Origin of the sequence: Candidatus Pseudoscillospira sp. SGI.172 (genome assembly GCF_050313575.1) — a bacterium.
Classification (GTDB): Bacteria; Bacillota; Clostridia; order Oscillospirales; family Oscillospiraceae; genus Vermiculatibacterium.
The window spans coordinates 1-23886 of sequence record NZ_JBNPLQ010000031.1; the positions used below are offsets into that span (position 1 = coordinate 1).

Below are 23886 nucleotides of genomic sequence, written 5' to 3' on the forward strand. Positions count from 1 at the left end.
TCGCGCGCACGTATGGTCCGCCTTCGGCGGACCATACGCACACTTACGGGCTGAGATGTGTTTTCTGCCACGTACACGCCGCGGCAGAAAACGGATCCCACCTCTTTCGCGCCTGCGGGCGCGAAACTCTGTGAGGCTTTTTCGACAAGCTGAAGGATGCCGCCCCGTCGGGGCGGCATCCTTCTTTTTCCCTTAAAACGTGAGCTGCGGGGGGTTGTCTTACACCTTGTCCTCCCGCAGTGACTCCGCGGCGGATCCGGCCGCGTGAAGCTCGTCGAGGTACTGGCTCACCAGGGGAATGGCCAGACCAGCGGAGAGGAAGGAGCAGGTCACGCCCACCAGGCGGCGGGCCATCCGGCTCTTGAGGGAAAGTCCTGCCAGAGCTCCGGTGGACAGCAGGCAGATCTTCAGGGCCGCCATATCCTCCAGATCCATCTTTTTGATGTACCGTTTGCCGGCGTCGGCCAGTTTTTCCACATTGACTGCCATCATTGTGGACACTCCCTTCTTCAGTAGCGGCGAATGACGGCCACCACCCGGCCCAGCAGGGCGGCGCCTTCACCGTCGATGGGTTGGTAGGCGGGGTTTTCCGGCAAAAGCCAGATGTGCCCGTCCGTTCGGCTCAGGGTCTTGACTGTGGCCTCGTCCTCAAAGAGGGCCACCACGATGTCTCCGTCCCGGAAGCTCTCCTGCCGGTGGACCACCACCAGATCTCCCGGCAGAATTCCGGCGCCCAGCATGGATTCTCCCCGGACCCGGAGGGCGAAGTGTTCTCCCGTGCGTCCGCCGGTGTCGAAGGTGAGGTATTCCTCCACGCACTCCTCCGCCAGAATGGGGGATCCGGCCGCCACGTCGCCCACCAGGGGCACCTGGTCGGCCCGTGCTTCTGTCTCCTCAGGCACGGCCTCCCTGGGAAGCGTGATGGCCCGGGTCTTGCCGTCGGCCTTTTGAATGTACCCCTCAGCCTCCAGCTTTTTCATGTGAAAGTGGACGGTGGACGGGGATTTCAGGTGGACCGCCGCGCCGATCTCCCGCACAGAGGGGGGATAGCCTTGAGTCCGGGTATACTGGAGAATGAAGTCGTAGATCTCCGCCTGCTTGGGCGTCAGTGGTGCGGCCATAGGCACCCCTCCTTCTTTTGTTACTGATATCTTACCATACATCTTTCCAAATGTCAAACATCTGTTCTAAAAACTTGTTTACAATTTGGACTTGATTTTTGCGGGGGTCTGCCGTATACTTCGTAAGCACGCAAACGATAAGGATACGAACGATTGGAGATGAGACAATGTACTGCGCGGATGAACCCAGCGCAATTTTTCATGGCCTGCATCAGGCTCATCGAAAGAGAGTGATGGAGGAACAGGCGGAGCGGGGGCTGGCCGATCTGGGCTCCCCCATGCTGCTGCTGGTGCTTCTCCACGGGGAAAAAGCGGGCAGGATCTATTCTCAGCGGGAGGTGGCCCATCTGCTTCGGCTGGCGCCGGCCACGGTGGCGGTCTCCCTGAAATCCCTGGAGCGCTCGGGCTATGTGGAGCGGCGGGCCGATGAAAAGGACGCCCGGAGAAACCAGGTGGGACTGACCGACAAGGGCCGCCGGGCGGTAGAGCTGTGCGGACAGTCCTTCCGGGCGGTGGATCAGCGGATGCTGGCCGGATTTTCTCCGGAGGAGCGAGAACAGCTCAACGGATTTTTCCACCGTATGATGGAGAACCTGGGAGGGATGGAGCCTCCCCCCTTCTGTCCTCGAGAGGAGTGTCACAAGGAATGGTAAAAAAACTTTCCGTCTATATGGGTCAGTACCGGCGGTGGGCCGTCCTGGCGCCGGTGCTGGTGATCGTGGAGGTCATCTGCGAGATCATTATGCCCCGGCTGATGGCCGCCATTGTGGATGTAGGCATCGCCAACTCCGACATGGCGTATATCCTTCGGGTGGGCGGCGTCATGCTGGCGCTGGCCGCGGTGGGCATGTTCTGCGGCGTGACCTCGGCCAAGGCGGCCTCCATTGCGGGCCAGGGTTTTGGGGCCAATCTGCGGGATTCCATGTTCCGCAAGATCCAGGACTTTTCCTTCGCGGACATCGACCGGTTCTCCTCGGGCTCCCTCATCACCCGGATGACCAACGACGTCAACGCCATTCAGCTCACCGTCACCATGGGGATGCGCATCATCACCCGGGCGCCGGTGATGCTCATTGCCGCGCTGGCCATGGCGGCCTCCATCAACGGCCGTCTGGCGCTGGTGATGCTGGTGGTCATCCCGGTGATGGTGCTGGCCATCGGCCTGATCATGAAGGTCTGCAACCACCTGTTTGAAGTGATGCAGCGGAAGATCGACAATCTCAACAGCGCGGTGCAGGAGAATCTGGTGGCGGTCCGGGTGGTGAAGGCCTTCGTCCGGGCGGGCTATGAAAAGACCAAGTTCAAAAAGGCCAACGACGAGCTCACCGACGCGGGCATCCAGGTGGCCATGCGAATCGTGATGATCATGCCGGTGATGATGCTCTGCCTCAACCTGGCCACCCTGGCCGTCCTCTACCTGGGCGGCATTCAGGTGATGGACGGCGCCATGCGCTACGGCGATCTGTCCTCCTTCCTCAACTATATTTTCCAGATCCTCATGAGCGTGATGATGGTGGCCATGAGCCTGCTCCAGCTCTCCCGGGCCGCCGCCTGCGCCCGCCGGATCATCGAGGTGCTGGACACGCAGCCCGACATCCAGGACCGGGCGGAGCGCGGGGCCGCGGCCCTTCCCCCCGCCCGGGGCGAGGTGGAGTTCCGGGACGTGTCCTTTAAATACCGTTCCTCGGGCAGCGGGGACGACGTATTGAGCCATCTGAGCTTCACGATGAAGCCCGGTCAGGTCACCGCCATCGTGGGGGGCACCGGCGTGGGCAAGTCCTCCCTGGTGAATCTCATCCCCCGCTTTTACGATGTCACCGGCGGCAGCGTGCGGGTGGACGGCGTGGACGTGCGGGACTATCCCCTGGAGGAGCTGCGGAGCCGCATCGGTATGGTGCTGCAAAACAACGTCCTCTTTTCGGGGACCATCCGGGAGAACCTCCTCTGGGGCAAGGCGGACGCCACGGAGGAGGAGCTCGTCCAGGCGGCCAGGGACGCCCAGGCCTATGACTTCATCATGTCCTTCCCCGACGGCTTCGACACCCGCATCGACCAGGGCGGCGTCAATGTCTCCGGCGGCCAGAAGCAGCGGCTGTGCATTGCCCGGGCCATGCTGAAAAAGCCTGCCGTCCTCATTCTGGACGACTCCACCTCCGCCGTGGACTCGGCCACCGAGGCCGCCATCCGGGAGTCCTTCGCAAAAAATCTGGCGGGGACCACCGTCATCATCATTGCCCAGCGGATCTCCTCGGTGCAGTCCGCCGACCAGATCCTGGTGCTGGACGACGGCACGGTGGCGGGCTCGGGCACCCATGCCGAGCTGCTGCAAAGCAACGCCGTCTATCAGGAGATCTACCAGTCTCAGCAGGAAGGGGTGAGCGAATAATGGCGGGACACAATCGCAATGGCGGCTTCGCCAAGCCCAAGGACGCGAAAAAGACCGTCAAACGGCTGCTGGGCTATCTCTCTCAGAGCAAGCTCCCTCTGGCGGGGGTGTTTCTCTGCCTGATCCTCTCGGTCTGCTCCAACGTGGGCGGCTCCTACTACATGCGCCCGGTCATCAACAATCTGGTGGGCGGGGTCTACGCGGGGCCGAAGGATCTGCTTCTGGCCCTGGCACCTCTGCTGGGCATCTACCTGGTGGGTGTGGCCGCCTCTTACGTGCAGTCGGCCACCATGGCCCGGCTGGCCCAGAAGGGCACCAACAGGCTGCGGAAGGATCTGTTCGACCGGCTTCAGGATCTGCCTGTGTCCTACTACGATCAGCACACCCACGGGGAGCTCATGAGCCGGTTCACCAACGACGCCGACAACGTCCAGATGGCGCTGGAGCAGTCGGTGGTCTCCCTCTTCTCCTCCGCCCTCATGTTTGTGGGCATCGTGGGGATGATGATCGTGGTCAGCCCCATCCTCTTCCTCATCACGCTGGTGATCCTGGGAGTCACCATGCTCGTTTTCCGGAGCATGGGCGGAAAATCCCGGAAATACTACCGGGAGCAGCAGGCCAACCTGGGCAGGGTCAACGGCAACATCCAGGAGATGATCGAGGGGCTGAAGGTGGTCAAGGCCTTCACCCATGAGGAGCAGGCCAAGGAGGCGTTTTCCAGGCTCAACGACGACTACCGCTGGGCGGCGGCCAAGGCCAACTTCTACTCCACCGCCATCATGCCTGTGGCCATGAATCTGAACAACGTGGGCTACGCCCTCACTGCCGCGGTGGGCGGCCTGCTGGCCATCTTCGGCGGCTTCGACCTGGGCGGCTTCACCGTCTACCTCCAGTATTCCCGGCAGGTCAGCCAGCCCCTGAACCAGATCTCCCAGCAGCTCACCACCATTCTCTCCGCTCTGGCGGGCGCCGAGCGCATTTTTGAGGTGATGGATACCCAGCCGGAGACCGATGAGGGCAAGGTGACGCTGGAGGCGGTGAACAAGGCCCCCGACGGGACCCTCTCCCCTGCCGCAGCCGGCCGGGGCACCGGCCACTGGGCGTGGCGGGTGCCCAACCGGGGCCGCATGACCCTGGTTCCCTGTGTGAAGGACGGCGAAGGCAATCTGGTCCGGTGTCCGGAGAACACCCCGGATCACCTGTGGGCCTGGAGCTATCCGGAGGGCGACCCGGCCCAGGGGCTCCACCGCATCCGGGGCGCGGTGACCCGGGAGAAGGACTGTGTCCTGGCGGAGCTCACCGGCGCGGTGCGGTTCCGGGACGTGGATTTCTCCTACGTTCCCGGCAAGCAGATCCTCCACAACGTATCGGTGTATGCCAACCCGGGCCAGAAGATCGCCTTTGTGGGCTCCACCGGCGCGGGCAAGACCACCATCACAAACCTCATCAACCGCTTCTACGAGATCCAGGACGGCGTCATCACTTACGACGGCATCGACGTCAAGGAGATCCGGAAGGACGACCTGAGAAGGTCTCTGGGCGCGGTGCTTCAGGATACCCACCTCTTCACCGGCACCGTCATGGAGAATATCCGCTACGGCAGGCTGGACGCTACCGACGACGAGTGTATCGCCGCCGCCAGGACCGCGGGGGCCCACTCCTTTATCCGGCGGCTTCCGGACGGATACCGCACCATGGTCACGGGGGACGGCTCCAACCTCTCCCAGGGCCAGCGGCAGCTGCTGGCCATCGCCCGGGCCGCCGTGGCCGATCCCCCGGTGATGATCCTGGATGAGGCCACCTCCTCCATCGACACCCGCACCGAGGCCCAGATCCAGAAGGGCATGGACGCCCTCATGGAGGGCCGGACGGTGTTTGTCATCGCCCACCGCCTCTCCACTGTGCGCAATGCCGACTGCATCGTGGTCATCGAAGGCGGGCGCATCCAGGAGAAGGGAAGCCACGCAGAGCTTCTCGAGCAGCAGGGGCGTTACTATCAGCTTTACACCGGGCAGTTCCAGCTGGACTGACCTGGGACGGATCAAAGGGAGCGGACGGAGGCTTGGAAGAGCCTCCGTCCGCTTTCCTGCTTTTGAAAAATCAGAGAGGAAGGCTTGCCCTTCCTGCCGGTTTTTGCTATAATCAACACGATTTTGAAATCGGGGAGATGGAACGCATGCGCAACGTCAGCCTCATCGGGATGCCCGGCTCGGGCAAATCCACCGTGGGCGTTCTGCTGGCCAAGGAGCTGGGATTTTCTTTTGTGGATACCGACCTGCTCATCCAGCGGCAGGAGGGCGGGCTGCTGCAGGCGGTGCTGGACCGGCTGGGGACCGAGCGGTTTTTGGATACCGAGGCGGAGGTGATCGCCTCTCTGGACTGCCAGCGCACCGTGATCGCCCCCGGCGGCTCCGTGGTGCTTCGGGATCTGGGAGCCAGACACCTCAAAGAGCTGGGGCCGGTGCTCTATCTCAGCCTCCCCTGCCCCGTGCTGGAAAAGCGGCTGGGGAACCTGGCCACCCGGGGGGTCACCCTGGCCCCCGGCCAGACGCTCCAGGATCTCTACGACTACCGGGCGCCCTTTTATGCCAGATACGCCGACATCACCATCAACGCCGACCAGCCCACCATTGAGGACACCGTGGCTCTGGCGGTGAAGGCCCTGCGGGAGCACTTTTAAACACGCTTTTCTCTCTGAAAAACCGCAGGCCGCGGCTTGCCAAGCCGCGGCCTGCGGTTGATTTTCCGCCCGCAGTTGTAATTTGCTTCAAAAAATGGTATACTACCGTCACTGGATAGTTTCACGGCCTCTCGGCCGTGTTTGTGCTTCCCTCCAGCGGAAGGAGGGGGCCCGGCGCCCGCGCCGCTATAATCTGCTTCCGCTCTCCCGCCCGGGCGTGCCGATGCGTACGCCTTTCTTTTGCTGTGCGCGGGATATTTGAAAAAAGGAACGCGACTATGACCTTTGAATCCCTGGGCCTCTGCGCCCCGATCCTTTCCGCTCTCTCCGACCTGGACTACCGCGCCCCCTCCCCCATCCAGGCCAAGGCCATCCCCCCCGCTCTGGCCGGGCGGGACGTGCTGGGCTGCGCCCAGACCGGCACCGGCAAGACCTGTGCCTTCGCCGCCCCCATCCTTCAGCGGCTCAGCGAGCGCCCGGTGAAGGGCCGCCCCGTCCGCGCCCTCATCCTCACCCCCACCCGGGAGCTGGCCCTCCAGATCCAGGAGAGCTTTGAGGCCTACGGCAAAAATCTCCCCCTCCGCTCCGCCGTCATCTTCGGCGGGGTGGGACAGCAGCCCCAGGTGGACAAGCTGAAAGCGGGCGTGGACATTCTGGTGGCCACCCCCGGCCGGCTGGAGGATCTCCACAATCAGGGGTATATCCATGTGGAAAAACTGGAGATCTTCGTTTTGGACGAGGCCGACCGGATGCTGGACATGGGCTTTATCCACGATGTGAAGAAGATCCTGGAGTGGCTGCCCCGGAGGAAACAGACCCTCTTCTTCTCCGCCACCATGCCTCCCGAGGTGCAGGGACTGGTGGACTCCCTGCTCACCGATCCCGTGAAGGTGGCGGTGGATCCGGTGTCCTCCCCGGTGGAGGTCATCGACCAGAAGCTTTACTATGTAGACCGGAGCAACAAATCCAGGCTCCTGGCCTCTCTCATCCTGCGGCCCGAGGTGAAGAACGCCCTGATCTTCACCCGCACCAAGCACGGGGCCAACAAGGTGGCGGGGGACCTGCAAAAGGCGGGGGTGACCGCCGCGGCCATCCACGGAAACAAGAGCCAGACGGCCCGCCAGCAGGCGCTGGCCGATTTTAAGGAGGGCCGGGTCAAGGCCCTGGTGGCCACCGACATCGCCGCCCGGGGCATCGACATCGAAGAGCTCTCCCATGTGTTCAACTACAATCTTCCCGACGTGCCCGAGACCTATGTCCACCGCATCGGCCGGACCGGCCGGGCGGGCCGGGGCGGCACCGCCGTGTCCTTCTGCGAGTTCTGGGAGAAGCCTCTGCTCAGGGAGATCGAGAAGCTGCTGAAAAAGTCCATTCCGGTGGTGGAGGATCATCCCTGGCCCATGGAGGTCTTTGAGGCCCCCAAAAAGGACGCCCGGGGCCGGGAGATCAACCCAGACGACGCCGAGGCCCGGGCGGCCGCCCGGGAGCGCAGGCGTCAGCGGGAGGAGAACAAAAAGACTGCCCAGGCCGTCAAGCCGGTCAAGGGCGAGACTCCGGTGAAGGCCCGGAGGGAGGCCCCCGCCCGGGCGGAGAAGGCTGCCCAGTCCCCCGCCTCCGGCAAGCGGAAGGCGTCGGGCTACAAGCCCAGCCGCACCCTGGAGGAGGCTCTCACCGCCATGGAGCCCCACGGCAGCCCCGAGGAAAAGGCCCGTCCGGTGGAGTATTACCGGGACCCCCTGGCCGGGGAGACCATTATGGACGCCACCGCCCGGCTGCTGGCCCCCAGAAAGACGGCCCGCACCACCGAGAAAAAGCCGGCGACCCGGCAGGCGCAGCCCAAGGAGGGCGGCCGCCGGAAAAAAGGGGCTGAGCCGAAGCAGGAGCCGTTCCCTCCCGCCAAGGTGCAGAACGCGCCCCGCCGGGAAAAGAAGGCCAAAGCCCCCGCCGAACAGGGCGGAAAGCGCCGGGGGGGCCGTGGAAACGGCGGCCGCCGGGGCGGGCCCATGGAGGTCACCCTGCGGCTGGGGAGCCAGAAGGACTCCACGGAGCAGCAGGGCAGCCTGATGAAGCCCTATTATTTCAACCCCAACGAGGATTAAGGAACCACTGAATCAATCCCCGCATGTGTCTTGGCGGCAGATTTTCCGCCTGACTGCGTTAAAAAGTCCTGAAATACACAAAGTATTTCTGCGATTTTTTGCCTTGCCAGACGAAAAATCTGCTCACCGATCCACATACTTGGTTTTAATCAGTGGTTCCTGAAACAAAAAAGACCGCGGGAGTCCCCAGTCAGGGGACTTCCGCGGTCTTGTCATGTTCCGGTCTTTCCGTAGTCTTCGATGAGGATGCGGGCCAGCTTCAGAGGGTCCTCCCCCTTTTTGAGCTTGAGGGTGAGGGCGGGCTTCTCCCCGGCCGAGAACAGAAGGCGGCCCTGGCAGCGGCTTTGGGCGCAGAGGGCCGAGACCCGCCGGAGCTCGAAGGAGGAGAGGGAGAACAGGAGACTGTTTCCCTTCTGACTGATCTCAGACACCCCGCACCGGGCGGCGTCGGCGCGGAGAAGGGCCACGGCGATGAGGTTGTTCACCGGCCGGGGGGGATCGCCGTAACGGTCGATGAGCTCGTCGGTGAGGTCGTCGGCGTCGGCCTCGCTGCGGATGAGGGCGATGCGGCGGTAGAGATCCATCCGCTGTTCCGGGGAGGGGACGTACCGGTCGGGGATGGAGGCCGAGACCGTGAGGTCGGCAGAGCACTCGGCGGGGCGCTCGGCCTTCTCCCCCCGCTCCGCGAGGACGGCCTCCTCCAGGAGCTTCAGGTACATGTCGTAGCCCACGCTGAGGAGGAAGCCCGACTGCTCGGGGCCCAGCACATTGCCCGCCCCCCGGATCTCCAGGTCCCGCATGGCGATCTTAAAGCCGGAGCCGAATTCGGCGAACTCCCGGATGGCCCCCAGCCGCTTGGAGGCCACCTCGCTGAGCACCTTGCCCCGGCGGAAGGTGAGGTAGGCAAAGGCCCGGCGGCTGGAGCGGCCCACCCGCCCCCGGATCTGGTGGAGCTGGGCCAGCCCCATCTTGTCCGCGTCCTCGATGATGAGGGTGTTGGCGTTGGAGATGTCGATGCCGGTTTCGATGATGGTGGTGCACACCAGCACGTTGACCTCCCCCTCCGACATCCGGGTCATCACATCGTTGAGTTCCTCCTGGGTCATCTTGCCGTGGGCGATGCCGACGGTCACATCGTCCCCCAGAAGGGTCTTGATGTGGGCTGCCGTGCGGGAGATGGTTTCCACACGGTTGTGGAGATAGTAGACCTGTCCCCCCCGCTCCAGCTCCCGGCGCATGGCGTCGGAGAGCACCGACCAGTCGTGCTCCATGACGTAGGTCTGCACCGGCTGGCGGTCCTGGGGCGGCTCTTCCAGGGTGGACATGTCCCGGATGCCCGAAAGGGCCATGTTCAGGGTCCGGGGAATGGGGGTGGCCGAGAGGGTAAGCACGTCCACCTGGCGGGAGATCTCCTTGAGCTTTTCCTTGTGGGTGACGCCGAAGCGCTGCTCCTCATCCACCACCAGCAGGCCCAGATCCTTGAATTTGACGTCCTTTTGCAGGAGCCGGTGGGTGCCGATGAGCAGATCCACCTGCCCCGCCTCCAACCGGCGGAGGGTCTCCTTCATCTGGGCGGGGGTGCGGAAGCGGGAGATGACGTCGATCTCCACCGGGTACTTGGAAAAGCGCTGCTTGGCCGAGAGGAAGTGCTGCCGGGCCAGAACGGTGGTGGGCACCAGGATGGCGGCCTGCTTGCCGTCCAGCACGCACTTCATGATGGCCCGGAAGGCCACCTCGGTCTTGCCGTAGCCCACGTCGCCGCAGAGGAGCCGGTCCATGGGCCGGGGGGCCTCCATGTCCCGCTTGATCTCGGCTACGCACCGGAGCTGGTCGTCGGTCTCGGTGTACTCAAACTCGTCCTCGAACTCCTTCATCCAGGGGGAGTCGGGGGAAAAGGCGAAGCCGGGCTGGCGCTGGCGCTGGGCGTAGAGCTGGATGAGGCCCTTGGCCAGGTCCTGCACCGCCTTTTTGGCCCTGGACTTCTGCTTTTCCCAGTCCGTCCCCCCCAGCCGGGAGAGCTTTTTCGTCTCATTGGCGTCCTCGCCGCCGCCGATGTATTTGCTCACCTGGTCCAGTTGGGTGGCGGGGACGTAGAGGGCGTCCGCCCCGGCGTAGGAAATTTTTACATAGTCCTTCTCTATCCCGTCCACCGGGAGCTTCACCATGCCCGCGTAGCGGCCGATGCCGTGCTGCTGATGGACCACCAGGTCCCCCGGAGAGAGGTCGGCGTAGGACTTGAGCTTTTCCCGGTTGGTGGGGGCCTTGGCTTTGGCCTTCTTCCCCGGCGCGGCCTGTCCCTCGGTGAGAATGGCCAGCTTGGCGGCGGGGTACTCCATGCCGGAGGAGAGCCCGCCGCAGGCGATGACCGCCTTGCCCGGCTCGGGGAGGGCGTGGAGCTGAAAATCCACCCCCGCCCGGAGCTTCTGCTCCCGGAGGAGGGACTGGAGGTTCAGACACCGCTGCTCCGTCCCCGCCAGCACCACCGCGGAGTAGCCCGCGCTCAGGTAGTGGGAGAGGTCGGAGACCGCCGTCTCCAGGCTGACGCCGTAGGAGGGGAGCTGCTTGGCGGTGACGGTGAGGAGGGTGCGGGGGCGCTGGGGGTACTGGGAGGAGGGGAAGGAGTCCAGATAGGCCACCGGCCAGTCGCTCAGCCGGGCGGAGAGCTCCTCCGGCGTGCGGGCGTACACCCCCAGCTCGGCCAGAAGGGTCCCGTTTTCCGACAGGGCGGCGACGTCCTCATTCAGCTGCCAGAGGTAGTTTTTCCCCCGCTCCGCGAACCGGGGGCTCTCGCTGAGAAAGACGGCGGCGTCCGGGGGCAGGTAGTCGGCCGCCGTGGCCATCTGGGGATAGATGAGGGCCAGATAGCGGTCCACGGCGGGAAAGAGCACGCCGTTTTCCAGCTTTTCCACATCTTCGTCCAGGGTGGGGACAAGGCCGTCGGGCCCGCCCCGGCGCCGGGCCCCGTCCCGCTTTTTTTTGAGTGTCCGCACCAGCCCGGGCAGCCCCCCGGGGGCCAGATGGGGCAGCACCTCGGCGGCGGGCAGGATGCAGCACTCCTCCAGCTGCCGGGTGCGGCGCTGGGTGGAAGGGTCGAACAGGCCCATGGAGTCCGGTTCGTCCCCGAAAAACTCCACCCGCACCGGCTGGGGATGGGCGGGGGAGAAAAAGTCCAGGATGCCGCCCCGGAGGGCGAACTGCCCCACTCCCTCCACCTGGTCGCACCGGCGGTAGCCCGCCGCCGTCAGGGCCTCGGACAACTCCCCCAGGTCGCAGACCGCCCCCATTTTCAGCACCCGGGCGGACCGGGCGAGGCAGTCGGGAGGCAGGGTGCGCTGGAGCATGGCCTCCGCCGAGGCCACCAGGAAGGGCACCCGCCCCTCGGTGAGCGCCCACAGCACCTCCAGGCGGCGCTGCTCCCACTGCCGGGAGACCACGGCGGCGTTGTGGAAAAGGAACTCCCGGGCGGGAAGGGTGAAGACCTCTTCCCCGGAAAAGGCCCGGAGGTCGGCGGCCATGCGGCGGCACTCGGCGTCGTCGGCGCAGAGCACCGCCACCGGCCGCCCGGTGGCCTCCCGCACGGCGGCGGCCATGTGGGCCCGATGGACGGGAGAGAGCCCGGACACCGCCGCCGGACAGGCCCCCCCGTCCAGGGCGGCCAGGAGAGATCGGAATTCAGGGACCGCGCTGAGCGCGGAGAGCAGCAGCTTCATGGGCACCTCCCGGACAGACATCGATGGTCATGGAAACGGCGAAAGCCCCCGCTCCGGGGAGGAGGGGGGTGTTGTGAAGGTAGTATATCCCTTTTTGGGGGGAGGGTCAAGGGAAAGGCGGCGGGCGTGGGGGAAAATGTCCGCAAAGATCCACATCAATGTGGATCTGAGACGGTCGAAAAAGTGGCGCAGCCACTTTTTCGAGATGGATGGCGGGCAGGCGGCCGGAAAAGGCAGCGGCTTTTTGGACAGCTTGAGATACCCGGCGGCCACTGGCCGCCGGATATCCCCATTTCCACATTTATTTCCCCACGAACTTGTGGGCCTCGTTCACCGCGCGCTCCACGGCGTTGAGGATGTTCTGGTAGCCCGTGCAGCGGCACAGGTGGCCGGAGATCAGTTTTCTGAGCTCCTCCCGGGTGTACTGCTTCCCGCTGCCCACGATCTCCACCGCCGACATGATGATGCCCGGCGTGCAGAACCCGCACTGGATGGCGGCCTCCTCCACGAAGGCCTTCTGGATGGGGGAGAGCTCCCCGCTCTCGTCCTGAAGCCCCTCCACGGTGAGGATCTTTTTGCCCTGGGCCCAGACCGACAGGTAGATGCACGAGTCGATGGCCTCCCCGTCCACCAGGACGGTGCAGGCGCCGCACTCCCCCACCTCGCAGCCCTTTTTCACGCTGGTGAGGCCCAGCCGCTCCCGCAGCGTGTCGGCCAGGGACTCCCGGGGGTCGATTCCAACCTCCACCGGACGGCCGTTGACGGTGCAGCTCAAAATTTCCATGCTCATATCTGTGCGCCCCCTTTCCGCGCCGCCTCAGCCAGCGCCCGGCCGGACAGCTCCCGGGCCAGCTGGATGCGGAACGCCTTGGAGGCCCGCCAGCTGTCCCGGGGATGGATCTCTTTCAGCGCCGAGGCCCCGATCTGTTTGACGGCTTCCCCGATGGGCAGCCCTGTCATGGCCTTTTCGGTCTCCAGGCAGCGGAAGGGCACCGGCCCGGCCACGCCGAAGGCCAGCCGCAGGTCCTCCACCACGGTCTTGTCGGCGGAGAGCTTTACCAGGCAGCTCACGCCCAGAGTGGCGATGTCCATGGCGCTGCGCATGGCGTACTTGATATAGTGGCCGCTCCAGCCCTCGTAGTGGGATTTGGGAATGACGATCTTCACCAGCAGCTCGTCATGCGCCAGAGCCACCTTGCCCACGCCCCGATACCAGTCGTTGATGGAGATCTCCCGCTCCCCTTCCGGCCCCCGCACCCGGAGGATGGCCCCGAAGGCCATCTGGGTGGAGGCGGTGTCGGCGGAGGTGATGCCGTTGCAGAGGTTGCCTCCCAGCGTCCCCGCCGCCCGGAGCTGGGGCCCGCCCGCCATGTCGGCGGCCTCCCCCAGCACCGGGACCGTGGCGCGGATCACATCGCTGAAGGTGCAGCCCCGGAAGGTGGTGAGCGGCCCGATCTCCACGTCGCCGTTGGGAGCCAGGGCCACGCCCTCCAGTTCCTCCCGCAGCTCATGGATGGAGACCAGACGGCACCCGGCGTCTTTCCCCTCCCGGATCTTGATGAGCACGTCGGTGCCCCCGGCAATGACCAGGGCCTCAGGATCGTTTTTCAGGGCCGAAATGGCGTCGTCTACGCTCCGGGCCTGATAAATAGATGTAATATCGTACACGATAACACCCCTTTGTAATCAAAGTTGCGGTTCCAAACCCCGGATCTTCTCTGTTTCAGGAGAGAAGCCCGGCCCTGGCAAATGCCTCCACCAGCTTTTGAGGGCTCAGGGGAAGCGTGTTGACGGCCACACCGGTGGCGTGGAGCAGCGCGTTGCGCACTGCCGGAGCCACCGGGATCGCGGGAGGCTCGCCCAGGGCCTTGTTGCCGAAGGGGGCGGAGGGATCTTCAGTCTCCACGAAGAGGGCGGTGAGCTCCGGGTGATCCATGGCGGTGGGGAGCTTGTAGTCCAGCAGGTTGCCGTTCAAAAGCCGGCCCTTGCCGTCGAACTTCATCTCCTCGCTGAGGGCGTAGCCCAACCCCATGGACATACCGCCGTGGACCTGGGCCTCGGCCAGCTGGGGATTGATGAGCCTTCCCGAGTCGTGGACGTTGACGATGCGCAGCACCTTCACTTTGCCCAGGGGAACGTCCACCTCCACCTCGGCAAAGCAGCAGCCGAAGGCAAAGGTGTTGTCCCTGCACTGGTGGGTGGTCTCGGCGGCAATATGCACCGAGTGGCGGAAGGAGTAGAAGGCCTCCTGGGCCAGGTCATGGAGGGTCAAGACCAGCGCGCCGGTCCCGGCGTCCACGATCTCCCCGTCCCGTACATCCAGCTCCTCCGCGGGCCGCTCCAGCAGCTCGGAGGCGTAGTCCAGCAGCTTGCGCTTGAACGCCTCGCCGGTCTGCTTGATGGCCATACCGGTGACGTAGGTCTGCCGGGAGGCGTAGGCCCCGGTATCGAAGGGGGCGGTGTCGGTGTCCTGGAAGGAGACGATGTGTACCCGCGCGCTGGGGAAGCCGATGCTCTCGGCGGCCATCTGGGTGAACACGGTGTCGCCCCCCTGGCCGATCTCGGTGGCGCCCAGCTGGAGCTGCACCGAGCCGTCCTGGTTGAGCACCATCCGGGCGGAGGCGGTTTCCAGGGAAATGGGCCACACGCCGGTCTTGTAGGAGAACACGGCCATGCCCACGCCCCGGCGCACCGGGCCGGTCTGGTTTTCATATTTCTCCCGCAGCTCATCCCAGTGGATGAAAGCGCGCCCCTTCTCCATGCACTCTCTCAGGCCGGTGGAGTGGCAGGTGATGCCGTTGAAGGGATCCACATACCCCAGAGGCATGAGGTTCTGCAACCGGAACCGGTAGGGGTCCAGGCCGAATTTCAGCGCCATATCGTCCATCATGCACTCCACGGCGAAGTTGGCCTGAGGAATGCCGTAGCCCCGCATGGCGCCTGGGGCGGGGAGATTGGTGTAGACGGTGTATGCCTCGGAGTGGTGGCCCAGCCGGTCGGGATAGAGCTGCCGGAAGGCGGTGATGGCGTTGGCCACGATGGCGTTGCCGTGGGAGGCGTAGGAGCCCTGGTTGGAGACCGCCCGGCACCACCGGGCCATGATGGTCCCGTCTTTGTCCACCGCGGCCTTCACGTCGAAGGAGATGGCGTGGCGGGAGCGGGTGTTCTCAAAAACTTCCTCCCGGGTGAGCTCCAGCTTGACGCAGCGCCCGCCCACCGCCCGGGTGAGGAAGGCGTTCAGAGGCTCGTACAAAACCTCCTGCTTGTTGCCGAAGCCGCCGCCGATGTATGGCTTGATGACCCGGATGTCCCCCCAGGGGATCCCCAGGGCCTGGCCGCACACCCGCCGGACGATGTGGGGGATCTGGGTGGAGGAGACCACCACGATGCGGCCCCCCTCCATGTAGGCGTAGGACACGGCGGGCTCGATGTGGCAGTGCTGCACCATTTGGGTGGCGTAGCGGCCCTCAAACTGGAGGTAGGAATCGCAGGCAAGCACGTCCTCCACGCTCTGGAAGCCGCTCTCGGGGGGCATGGGGGTGCGCAGGTCCATGTGCCTGAGGATGTTGTCCGGGCACTCGTCGTGGACGGCCCGGGCGCCGGGGGCCATGGCGGCCTCGGGGGTGAGCAGGGGCTCATACTCCTCATACTCCACCCGGATGGCCTTCAGGGCCCGCTGGGCGGAGACCTCGTCCTCGGCCACCACGGCGGCCACGTCGTCGCCGTAATAGCGGATCCGGTCGGTGAGGAGCCGCCGGTCGGACACGTCCTGATGGGCGGCCTCCACGCTCCAGGGATGGCCGGGGGTGGGATACTGGTGGGCGGGCACATCGAAGCAGGTGACGATCTTCACCACCCCGGGGAGCCGGGCGGCCTCCTCCGTGTGGATGGATTTGACCCGTCCGTTGGCGATGGTGCTGTGGAGCAGCTTCGCCACCAGATGGGGGCGGGGGATGAGGTCGTCGGTGTATTTGGCCCGCCCGGCGGCCTTGTCAACGGCATCGACCCGGATCAGGCGCTTGCCAACTTCCATAGAGGAACCCTCCTTCATATGCTTGTTGGCATCATTGTATCGCATCCGTTTTCAAAAAGAAAGTCAGTTTACAAAAAATTTTGATTTTGCATCCGTTGACCCCGGCGGGCCCCCGGTGTACAATGGGGGCACCATGACCGGAAAGGAGCGTCTCACCATGTCCATTCTCATCCGAAACGGCACCCTCATTCTCCCGGACGGCCCCCGGCAGGCCGACCTGCGGACGGAGGGGGGCGTCATCACCCAGATCGGCCCCGGGCTGCCCGCGGGGGACAGTCAGGTCCTGGACGCGTCCGGAAAGCTGGTCTTTCCCGGCTTTATCGACACCCACACCCACTTTGAGATGAATAAGGGGCAGCCCAACGAGACCGCCGACAACTGGGCTTCCGGCACCCGCTCCGCCCTGTGCGGCGGCACCACTACGGTGCTGGATTTTGCCGAGCCGGTCCGGGGGGCCTCCCTCCAGTCTGCTTTGGACGAGTGGCACGCCCGGGCGGATGGGAAGGCCGCCTGCAACTACTCCTTCCACATGACCATCAAGGACTGGACCCCCGCCATCCGCGCCGAGCTCCCGGCCATGACGGCCCAGGGTATCACCTCCTACAAGGTCTACATGGCCTATCCCATCGGGATTTCCGACGTGGAGATCTACGAGGCCCTTCAGGCCATCGGGGCGGAGGGGGGCGTCTGCGGCTGCCACTGCGAAAACGGCCCCCTGGCCGACGCGCGGATCGCCCGGCTCCTGGCGGAGGGCCGCACCGGCCCGGACGCCCACCCGGAGGCCCGCCCCGTCCAGATCGAGGCCGAGGCCGTTGTCCGTTACCTCACCATTGCCGAGCTGGCGGGGGTGCCGGTGAACATCGTCCACCTCTCCGCGGCCCGCTCCCTGGAGGCCGTCCGGGCCGCCCGGGCCAGAGGGCAGAAGCTCTATGTGGAGACCTGCCCCCAGTATCTGCTGCTGGACGACGGCGTCTATCATCTCCCCGGCTTTGAGAGCGCCAAGTACATCTTCGCGCCCCCCGCCCGCCCCGCGGGAAATCAGGAGGCGCTCTGGCAGGGGCTGGCCGACGGCACGGTGGACACCATCGGCACCGACCACTGCTCCTTTACCACCGCCGTCAAGGCCCTGGGCCGGGATGACTTCTCCAAGATCCCCGGGGGCCTGCCCGGCACAGAGGACCGGGGGATCCTGCTGTATACTTACGGCGTGGCATCCGGGCGGATCACGCCTCACCGCATGATGGAGCTCCTCTCGGCCAACCCGGCCAGGCTCTTCGGGATGTACCCCCAAAAGGGTGCGCTGCAGGTGAATTCCGATGCCGACATTGTAATATACGATCCAAATAAAACCGGACGTATTCACGCCGCGGTCAATCACTCGGTCTGCGACTACGATCCCTACGAGGGGATGGAGACGGTGGGCGGCGTAGACGCCGTCCTGCTCAACGGCGTGCCGGCGGTGGAGAACGGCGAGCCTCTGGGCGGCCCCGGCGGCCGCTTCGTTCCCCGGGGCCCGTCCCAGTTCTGGCGATGAGCGGGTTGAAGCTCTCCGCCGTCCTTCTGGCCGCCGGGCTCTCCCGGCGGTACGGCGCCAACAAGCTGCTGGCCGAGGTGGACGGCCTGCCCCTCTACCGCCGGGCCTTTGCCGCCCTCCCCCCCTCCCTGTTCGCCCAGGCTGCGGTGGTGAGCTGCTACGACGAGATCCTGGCGGCGGCGGCCGCCGCGGGCTACCTCCCCGTCCGGAACCCCGACCCGGCCGCGGGCCAGTCCGGCTCTGTGCGCCTGGGCCTTGCCGCCCTGGACGCCCCGGACGCCGTCCTTTTCGCGGTCTGCGACCAGCCCCGGCTCACCCGGGAGAGCGTGGCCGGACTGATCGCCGCCCACCGGGCCGCCCCCGAACACATTACCGCCCTTTCCTGCCGGGGCCGACGGGGCAACCCGGTGATCTTTCCCGCCCGCTGGTTTCCCGCGCTGGCGGCCCTCACCGGAGACGTGGGGGGCGGCGCGGTGCTCCGGGCCCACCCCGAGGCCCTTCGGCTGTGGGAGGCGCGATCTCCCGAGGAGCTGGATGATCTGGATACCCCTTTGCCGGGGCTGTCCGCTGAATGACCAAAAAGGGAGCGCCGGTGGTTTTCCACCGGCGCTCTCTTTTTGGTTTGAATTAGTTTTCTGTGGTCGGCTTGGCCTTTTTGTCGGAATGCTTGGCCTTGCCCTGGGGCTCCTGAGGCTGCTGTCCCTGACTCTGGGGTTTGCCGTGGGAGCGCTCGGGGCGCTTCATGTCCTGCTTTGCCATAAAATCACCTCGGGGGCAGTATATCCAACCCCCGGAAATCTCATACAGTTATGCCAAATTATTTTTTGATGGTTTTCGCCGCCACGCCGCTGAGGGCCAGCAGGGCCAGAAGGTTGGGGATGACCATGAGACCGTTGAACATGTCGCTCATGTCCCACACCAGATCCACATGCAGCATGGACCCCGCAAAGATGAACAGCACCACGATCACAGCGTACGCTTTTACGCTTTTGGGCCCGAAAAGGGCCTTCATGTTGGACTCCCCGAAGAAGTACCAGCTGATGATGGTGGAAAAGGCGAAGAAGAGCATACAGATGGCCACGAACACGTTGCCGAAGCTGCCGAAAGCCTGATTAAAGGCGGCCTGAGCCAGGGGGGTGCCCTTGAGCGCGCCGGTGACCGGTTCCAGCACGCCGGAGGAGAGGATGACCAGCGCAGTCATGGTCAGGACGATAAAGGTGTCGATAAACACGCCCATCATGGCCACGATGCCCTGATCCTCGGGCTTTTCCACATTGGCCAGAGCGTGGGCATGGGGGGTGGAGCCCATGCCGGCCTCGTTGGAGAATAGGCCCCGGGCCACGCCGAAGCGCATGGCTTCCTTCACGCCCAGCCCCAGGGCTCCGCCGAACACGGCCTGGGGGTTGAAGGCGCAGACGAAGATGGATTTCAGCGCCCCCAGGACCGCGGCGTGGTTGATGAACAGAATGACGATGCAGCCGGCCACATAGAAGCAGGCCATGACCGGCACGATCTTCTCGGTAAAGGAAGCGATCCGCTTCACCCCGCCCAGGAAGATGAAGGCGGCGATGAGAGCCACCGACGCGCCCACCGCCCACTTGGGCAGGCCGAAGGCGGTGTGGAAGGCGTCCCCGATGGAGTTGGACTGCACCATGTTGCCCATAAAGCCCAGGGCCAAAATAATGGCTACGGAGAAGAAGGCGGCGAGGAACTGGCCCGGCTTTCCATGGAAGGCAGCCTTGATGTAGTAGATGGGCCCGCCGGTGGCATGCCCCTGGGCGTCCCGGGTCTTGTAGGTCTGGGCCAGTACTGCCTCGGAGTAGATGGTGGCCATGCCGAAGAAGGCGGAGACCCACATCCAGAAAATGGCGCCCGGGCCGCCGGAGTAGAGGGCGGTGGCGCAGCCGGTGATGTTGCCGGTGCCCACCTGGGCGGCGATGGCGGTGGTGAGGGCTTGGAAGGAGCTCATGCCGTGGGCCCCCGCCTTCTCACCCCGGAGGTTGATGCTGCCGAAGAGGCGCTTCCACCCCTCTCTGAACTTCCGCACCTGCACAAATTTCAGGCGGAAGGAGAAAAAGACCCCTGTGCCCACCAGCAGGAACAGCAGCAGATTTTTGTCCCACAGGACCCCGTTGATCACGCCGACGATTTTGTTGAGCAGTTCCATTTTTTGTCTCTCTTTCCCGGCGCCGGCCCGGAGAACAGAAACAAAAATGAAAAAAGCAGAACCTGCCCGCAGGCAGCGTTCCGCTCAATCAAAAAAGCCGCATGGCCCCATGCAACGCGGGTCCATCCGTCTTTACTCTGTCCTTTTACCTGAGAGATTCAGCGGAAAACCGCCTTGCACCTTCGGTACTCGTAATTGAGCTTCTCCAGAGCCACATCCGCTTTTAGTCCTCACCCGGATCTCCGGGCGCCTGAGAGTGTTATTCCTTCGGCAGGCCCTGCGGCCATTTCCCTAAAAGCTTCGTATGCCGTTATGTAATTTTCCAAGTTTTTATTAAAGATACCATGCGGGGGCGCGTGTGTCAATATCCTTTCGCAAATCAGCGGAAGAGCGTTTTTCGCCCAGGAAGAGATCCGCTGCCCGGGCCGTGTGAAGGGGCGGCCCGGGCAGCGGATCTTCAGAAGGAAAAAGGTCAGCGCTCTTCCCGGAAATAGGCGTTGCCCAGGCTGGCGGGGGGCTGATTCTCCCGCTTCTGCCGCATGGACACCGCCACCAGCACCACCACCGTGACCGCATAGGGCAGGATCTTGTAGAGCTGGGTGGGGAAAAAGGGCAGCACCAGGCGCAGGTAAAGGATCATCAGTCCGCCGAAGAGGGCGGAGCCCCACAGGGCCCGCAGGGGACTCCACAGGCAGAAGATGACCAGAGCCACCGCCAGCCAGCCCTCGCCGGACAGGCCCTCGTGGTTCCACACCGCGCCCGCCACCGTCATGATGTACACCATGCCGCCGATGGCCGAGATGCCGCCGCCCAAAATGGTGGCCAGGTACTTGTACCGGGTGACGTTGATGCCCGCGGCGTCCGCCGTGGCGGGGGACTCCCCCACCGACCGCAGCTGGAGCCCGGAGCGGGTGCGGCTGAGGTAGAGGGCCATGATCACGGCCACCGCCACGCCCAGATACACAAAGATATTGTAGCCGAAGAGCAGGGGCCCGGCCACGGGCAGCTCCTGCAAAAATCTCGGGAAGGGAGAGTTTTGGAAGGCGGATTTCAGGCTGTTGCCCACCGCCACATAGGTGCCCTCCCGCACCCGCATGTACTCGCCCAGGAACTGGCCCACGCCGGTGCCGAAGATGGTGAGGGCCAGGCCGGTGACGTTCTGGTTGGCCCGGAGGGTGACGGTGAGGAAGCTGAACACAAGGGCCCCCAGTGCGCCCGCCAGGAAGGAGAACAGGATGGCCAGGACCACGGCTACCGGTCCGGAGGCAGCGGCTCCGGCGAGCTTTTCGTAGTAGAAGGCTGCGCCCAGACCCAGCGCGCCGCCCATGTACATCATGCCCTCCACGCCCAGGTTCAGGTTGCCCGACTTCTCAGTGAGCACCTCGCCCACGGTGCCGTAGAGCAGTGGGATGCCGGTGAGGACGGCCGCCACGATGAATTTCAGCAGATCGTTCATTTCGCCGCCTCCTTTTCCTCGTGTCCCCGGACAATGACCCGGTACTGGATAAAGAATTCACACCCCAACATAAAGAAGAGCAGGATGCCGGTGATGACGTCAGAGATGGCCACCGGGACCCCCATCCGGGTCTGGAGGGTATCCGCGCCCTTCTCCAATACGGCCAGCATGGCGGAGATGGCCGCCATCCCGAAGGGATTGAGCTGGGCCAGCCAGGCCACGGTGATGGCGGTGAAGCCCACGCCGCCCGCCACGCCGTCGTAGAGGGTGTTGTTGGCGCCCGAGACCAGCAGGAAGCCCACCAGTCCGGCCACGGCCCCGGAGAGGGACATGGTCCGCATGATGATCCTGCCCACATTCATGCCCGCGTACCGGGCGGTGGCCTCGGACTCGCCCACCACGGCGATCTCATAGCCCTGCTTGGTGTACTTCATGTAGAGGAACATGAGCACCATCAGTACCAGCACGATGATCCAGCCGCAGTACACCCCCGCCACCTTGGGCAGGCAGGCGTTTTCGGCGAACTGGGCGATCTGCTGGCTGCCCTTGGGCTGCTTTTCCCAGGGCCCGCCCTGGAGCCATTTGACAAAGCCGATGATGATGTAGTTCATCATCAGGGTGAAGAGGGTCTCATTGGTTCCCCACCGGGCCTTGAAGAAGGCGGGGACCAGGGCCCACAGCCCGCCGCCCACCATGCCCGCCAGGGCCATCACCAGCAGCAGGGGGACCTGGGGCAGCCGGCCGGCCCAGAAGAGGGCGAAATAGGTGGCGCACACCGCGCCCGCGGTGATCTGTCCCTCGGCGCCGATGTTCCAGAACTTCATTTTGAAGCAGGGGGCGATGGCCAGTGCGGTACCCAGCAGGGGGATGAAGTTTTTCACCGTCTGCCGGACGGCGGTCTTTTTGCCCAGGGCGCCGTCCAGAATGGTGGCGTAGGCGGCAAAGGGATTGTTGTTTCCCGCCAGAGCCATGACGATGCCGCCCGCCAGCAGGGCCAGGGCAATGGCGGCGATGCGGATGGCCCAGCGCTTTCCGGAGGACATGGCCTCCCGCTTGGCCAGGCGCAGCAGAGGGGTGTGTTTTTCGTTCATTTTGGCTCCTCCTCTCTGCCGCCCACGTGGGTCATGTAGAGACCTACTTCCTCCTTGGAGGTCTCCCGGGCATCCACGATGGCCGAGACCTTGCCGCCGCAGAGCACCAGGATCCGGTCGCACAGCTCCAGCAGCACGTCCAGATCCTCGCCCACCAGCAGCACCGCCACGCCCTTCATCTTCTGCTCATTGAGCAGGCGGTAAATGGTGTAGGAGGAGTTGATGTCCAGGCCCCGCACCGGATAGGCGGTCATGAGCACCGTGGGGCTGGAAGCGATCTCCCGCCCCACCAGCACCTTCTGCACGTTGCCGCCCGAGAGCCGCCGCACGGGGGTGGACACCCCCGGAGTCACGATCTCCAGCTCGTCGATGAGCCGCCGGGCCAGCTCCTTGGGAGGCTTGCGGTCCACAAAGGGGCCGTTTCCCTGGACATAGGTCTTGAGCATCATGTTGTCCACCATGTCCATCCCGGCCACCAGACCCATGCCCAGCCGGTCCTCGGGGACAAAGGCCAGGGAGACGCCGATCTTCTGGATCTGAGCGGGGGTCTTGCCCAGCAGCTCCTCCCCGTCCCGGTCCACCGGCACATGCTGTCCGGCCAGATCGGAATTGGGGTGAGGGGGATAGTAGAGGACGCTGCCCGCGCCCTTTTGCAGCCCGGCGATGGCCTCCAGCAGCTCTTTCTGGCCGCTGCCCGCCACCCCGGCGATCCCCAGGATCTCCCCGCCCCGGGCCAGGAAGGAGACGTCGTCCAGCATCCGGACGCCCTCCTTGTTCACCACGGTGAGGTGCCTGGCCTCCAGCCGGGGATCCCGGTACCGGGCCTCCGGCCGGTCGATGTTCAGGCTCACGGCGTGGCCCACCATCATCTCGGTGAGCTTCTGGGCGTCGGTCTCGGCGGTGTTGACCGTGCCGATGTACTTGCCCTTCCGGAGCACCGCCACCTGGTCGGAGATGTCCAGCACCTCGTGGAGCTTGTGGGTGATGATGACGATGGCCTTTCCGTCGGCCTTCATGTTCCGCAGCACGGCGAAGAGCTTGTCGGTCTCCTGGGGGGTGAGGACGGCGGTGGGCTCATCCAGGATGAGGATGTCGGCGCCCCGGTAGAGCACCTTGACGATCTCCACCGTCTGCTTTTCCGAGACCGACATGTCGTAGATCTTCTTGTCCGGATCGATGTCGAAGCCGTAGCGCTCGCTGATCTGGCGCACCTTCTGGGCGATGGCCCGCTTGTCGAACTTTCCCTTTTCGGGCAGGCCCAGCACGATGTTCTCGGCGGCGGTGAACACGTCCACCAGCTTGTAGTGCTGGTGGATCATGCCGATGCCCAGGTCAAAGGCGTCCTTGGGGGAGCGGATGGTGACCTCCCGCCCGCCCACAAAGATCTGCCCTTCGTCGGGGAAGTAGATGCCGGAGATCATATTCATGAGGGTGGTCTTGCCGCTTCCGTTTTCCCCCAGCAGGGCCAGGATCTCACCCCGGCCCAGCTCCAGGTCGATCTTGTCGTTGGCCACCACGGACCCAAATCGCTTGGTCAGGCCCTTGAGACAGACAGCGCCTTCCTGTTCCACACACATCATCCTCTCTTCGTCCGGACGGAGCCGGACGG

At 64.7% G+C, this 23886-nt stretch carries 18 protein-coding genes and 1 riboswitch; of the genes, 7 read left to right on the plus strand and 11 right to left on the minus strand.

Features of this window, described 5'->3' with window-relative positions:
* Positions 1 to 219 precede the first annotated feature (219 nt).
* Positions 220 to 492: a hypothetical protein gene (locus ACQRD3_RS11145; RefSeq protein WP_080906272.1), complete on the minus strand. Its 273-nt coding sequence runs from the start codon at positions 490 to 492 to the stop codon at positions 220 to 222.
* 17 nt (positions 493 to 509) lie between these two features.
* Positions 510 to 1121 carry a transcriptional repressor LexA gene (gene lexA / locus ACQRD3_RS11150; RefSeq protein ID WP_427781426.1) on the minus strand — a complete coding sequence of 204 codons (612 nt, stop codon included), beginning with the start codon at positions 1119 to 1121 and terminating at the stop codon, positions 510 to 512.
* Between the two features lie 233 nt (positions 1122 to 1354).
* Between lexA and ACQRD3_RS11155 the strand changes: the two genes are divergently transcribed.
* The 5 genes from ACQRD3_RS11155 to ACQRD3_RS11175 all read left to right on the plus strand — a co-directional run bounded on the left by ACQRD3_RS11155 (position 1355) and on the right by ACQRD3_RS11175 (position 8286).
* Positions 1355 to 1774: a MarR family winged helix-turn-helix transcriptional regulator gene (locus tag ACQRD3_RS11155; RefSeq protein WP_198933180.1), complete on the plus strand. Its 420-nt coding sequence runs from the start codon at positions 1355 to 1357 to the stop codon at positions 1772 to 1774.
* Positions 1768 to 3507, plus strand: a complete 1740-nt coding sequence (locus ACQRD3_RS11160) for an ABC transporter ATP-binding protein (protein WP_427781427.1) — start codon at positions 1768 to 1770, stop codon at positions 3505 to 3507. Before ACQRD3_RS11155 ends, ACQRD3_RS11160 begins: the two co-directional genes overlap by 7 nt.
* Complete coding sequence (locus ACQRD3_RS11165; protein WP_427781428.1) at positions 3507 to 5537, plus strand: ABC transporter ATP-binding protein; 2031 nt, start codon at positions 3507 to 3509, stop codon at positions 5535 to 5537. Before ACQRD3_RS11160 ends, ACQRD3_RS11165 begins: the two co-directional genes overlap by 1 nt.
* A 146-nt stretch (positions 5538 to 5683) precedes the next feature.
* Positions 5684 to 6187, plus strand: coding sequence for a shikimate kinase (locus ACQRD3_RS11170; RefSeq protein WP_080906277.1), 504 nt, complete (start codon positions 5684 to 5686; stop codon positions 6185 to 6187).
* 278 nt (positions 6188 to 6465) lie between these two features.
* Positions 6466 to 8286 carry a DEAD/DEAH box helicase gene (locus ACQRD3_RS11175; RefSeq protein WP_427781429.1) on the plus strand — a complete coding sequence of 607 codons (1821 nt, stop codon included), beginning with the start codon at positions 6466 to 6468 and terminating at the stop codon, positions 8284 to 8286.
* A gap of 212 nt (positions 8287 to 8498) precedes the next feature.
* Here ACQRD3_RS11175 and mfd read toward each other — a convergent pair whose 3' ends face one another.
* From mfd to xdhA, 4 genes are all read right to left on the minus strand, one after another.
* Positions 8499 to 11996, minus strand: coding sequence for a transcription-repair coupling factor (mfd, locus tag ACQRD3_RS11180; RefSeq protein WP_427781430.1), 3498 nt, complete (start codon positions 11994 to 11996; stop codon positions 8499 to 8501).
* A 301-nt stretch (positions 11997 to 12297) separates the two neighbouring features.
* The gene (xdhC, locus tag ACQRD3_RS11185) at positions 12298 to 12780 is read right to left on the minus strand and encodes a xanthine dehydrogenase subunit XdhC (RefSeq protein WP_080906345.1); all 483 of its coding nucleotides are present in this window, start codon (positions 12778 to 12780) and stop codon (positions 12298 to 12300) included.
* 2 nt (positions 12781 to 12782) lie between these two features.
* Positions 12783 to 13664: a xanthine dehydrogenase subunit XdhB gene (gene xdhB, locus ACQRD3_RS11190; protein ID WP_427781431.1), complete on the minus strand. Its 882-nt coding sequence runs from the start codon at positions 13662 to 13664 to the stop codon at positions 12783 to 12785.
* Between the two features lie 55 nt (positions 13665 to 13719).
* Entirely contained in the window at positions 13720 to 16029 is a 2310-nt protein-coding gene (gene xdhA / locus ACQRD3_RS11195) for a xanthine dehydrogenase subunit XdhA (protein WP_427781432.1), read from the minus strand.
* 133 nt (positions 16030 to 16162) lie between these two features.
* On the opposite strand from xdhA, the gene hydA reads away from it, so the two are divergent.
* Complete coding sequence (gene hydA / locus ACQRD3_RS11200; RefSeq protein ID WP_427781433.1) at positions 16163 to 17563, plus strand: dihydropyrimidinase; 1401 nt, start codon at positions 16163 to 16165, stop codon at positions 17561 to 17563.
* On the plus strand, positions 17560 to 18138 hold the full coding sequence (locus tag ACQRD3_RS11205) for a nucleotidyltransferase family protein (RefSeq protein WP_427781434.1): 579 nt from the start codon (positions 17560 to 17562) through the stop codon (positions 18136 to 18138). The genes hydA and ACQRD3_RS11205 overlap by 4 nt, the downstream gene beginning before the upstream one ends.
* Positions 18139 to 18190: 52 nt before the next feature.
* On the opposite strand, the gene ACQRD3_RS11210 is transcribed toward ACQRD3_RS11205, so the two are convergent.
* From ACQRD3_RS11210 to ACQRD3_RS11230, 5 genes are all read right to left on the minus strand, one after another.
* Positions 18191 to 18322: a hypothetical protein gene (locus ACQRD3_RS11210; RefSeq protein WP_427781435.1), complete on the minus strand. Its 132-nt coding sequence runs from the start codon at positions 18320 to 18322 to the stop codon at positions 18191 to 18193.
* A gap of 58 nt (positions 18323 to 18380) precedes the next feature.
* Positions 18381 to 19730, minus strand: coding sequence for an alanine/glycine:cation symporter family protein (locus ACQRD3_RS11215; RefSeq protein ID WP_427781436.1), 1350 nt, complete (start codon positions 19728 to 19730; stop codon positions 18381 to 18383).
* 127 nt (positions 19731 to 19857) lie between these two features.
* Positions 19858 to 19949, minus strand: a riboswitch (glycine riboswitch).
* 253 nt (positions 19950 to 20202) lie between these two features.
* A complete protein-coding gene (locus ACQRD3_RS11220; RefSeq protein ID WP_427781437.1) occupies positions 20203 to 21186 on the minus strand; it encodes an ABC transporter permease in 984 nt (327 codons plus the stop codon).
* Positions 21183 to 22277, minus strand: coding sequence for an ABC transporter permease (locus ACQRD3_RS11225; RefSeq protein WP_080906282.1), 1095 nt, complete (start codon positions 22275 to 22277; stop codon positions 21183 to 21185). The genes ACQRD3_RS11220 and ACQRD3_RS11225 overlap by 4 nt, the downstream gene beginning before the upstream one ends.
* Positions 22274 to 23848 carry an ABC transporter ATP-binding protein gene (locus ACQRD3_RS11230; RefSeq protein ID WP_427781438.1) on the minus strand — a complete coding sequence of 525 codons (1575 nt, stop codon included), beginning with the start codon at positions 23846 to 23848 and terminating at the stop codon, positions 22274 to 22276. Before ACQRD3_RS11230 ends, ACQRD3_RS11225 begins: the two co-directional genes overlap by 4 nt.
* Between the last annotated feature and the right edge of the window lie 38 nt (positions 23849 to 23886).

Bases quoted from the DNA above. Each gene is read 5' to 3' on its own strand.
- ACQRD3_RS11205 (WP_427781434.1), top strand. From the start codon at position 17,560: ATGAGCGGGTTGAAGCTCTCCGCCGTCCTTCTGGCCGCCGGGCTCTCC.
- xdhA (WP_427781432.1), bottom strand. From the start codon at position 16,029: ATGGAAGTTGGCAAGCGCCTGATCCGGGTCGATGCCGTTGACAAGGCC.
- ACQRD3_RS11155 (WP_198933180.1), top strand. From the start codon at position 1,355: ATGGAGGAACAGGCGGAGCGGGGGCTGGCCGATCTGGGCTCCCCCATG.
- ACQRD3_RS11175 (WP_427781429.1), top strand. From the start codon at position 6,466: ATGACCTTTGAATCCCTGGGCCTCTGCGCCCCGATCCTTTCCGCTCTC.
- xdhC (WP_080906345.1), bottom strand. From the start codon at position 12,780: ATGGAAATTTTGAGCTGCACCGTCAACGGCCGTCCGGTGGAGGTTGGA.
- ACQRD3_RS11160 (WP_427781427.1), top strand. From the start codon at position 1,768: ATGGTAAAAAAACTTTCCGTCTATATGGGTCAGTACCGGCGGTGGGCC.
- ACQRD3_RS11165 (WP_427781428.1), top strand. From the start codon at position 3,507: ATGGCGGGACACAATCGCAATGGCGGCTTCGCCAAGCCCAAGGACGCG.
- ACQRD3_RS11215 (WP_427781436.1), bottom strand. From the start codon at position 19,730: ATGGAACTGCTCAACAAAATCGTCGGCGTGATCAACGGGGTCCTGTGG.
- ACQRD3_RS11145 (WP_080906272.1), bottom strand. From the start codon at position 492: ATGATGGCAGTCAATGTGGAAAAACTGGCCGACGCCGGCAAACGGTAC.
- lexA (WP_427781426.1), bottom strand. From the start codon at position 1,121: ATGGCCGCACCACTGACGCCCAAGCAGGCGGAGATCTACGACTTCATT.
- ACQRD3_RS11210 (WP_427781435.1), bottom strand. From the start codon at position 18,322: ATGGCAAAGCAGGACATGAAGCGCCCCGAGCGCTCCCACGGCAAACCC.
- ACQRD3_RS11220 (WP_427781437.1), bottom strand. From the start codon at position 21,186: ATGAACGATCTGCTGAAATTCATCGTGGCGGCCGTCCTCACCGGCATC.
- ACQRD3_RS11225 (WP_080906282.1), bottom strand. From the start codon at position 22,277: ATGAACGAAAAACACACCCCTCTGCTGCGCCTGGCCAAGCGGGAGGCC.
- mfd (WP_427781430.1), bottom strand. From the start codon at position 11,996: ATGAAGCTGCTGCTCTCCGCGCTCAGCGCGGTCCCTGAATTCCGATCT.
- hydA (WP_427781433.1), top strand. From the start codon at position 16,163: ATGACCGGAAAGGAGCGTCTCACCATGTCCATTCTCATCCGAAACGGC.
- ACQRD3_RS11170 (WP_080906277.1), top strand. From the start codon at position 5,684: ATGCGCAACGTCAGCCTCATCGGGATGCCCGGCTCGGGCAAATCCACC.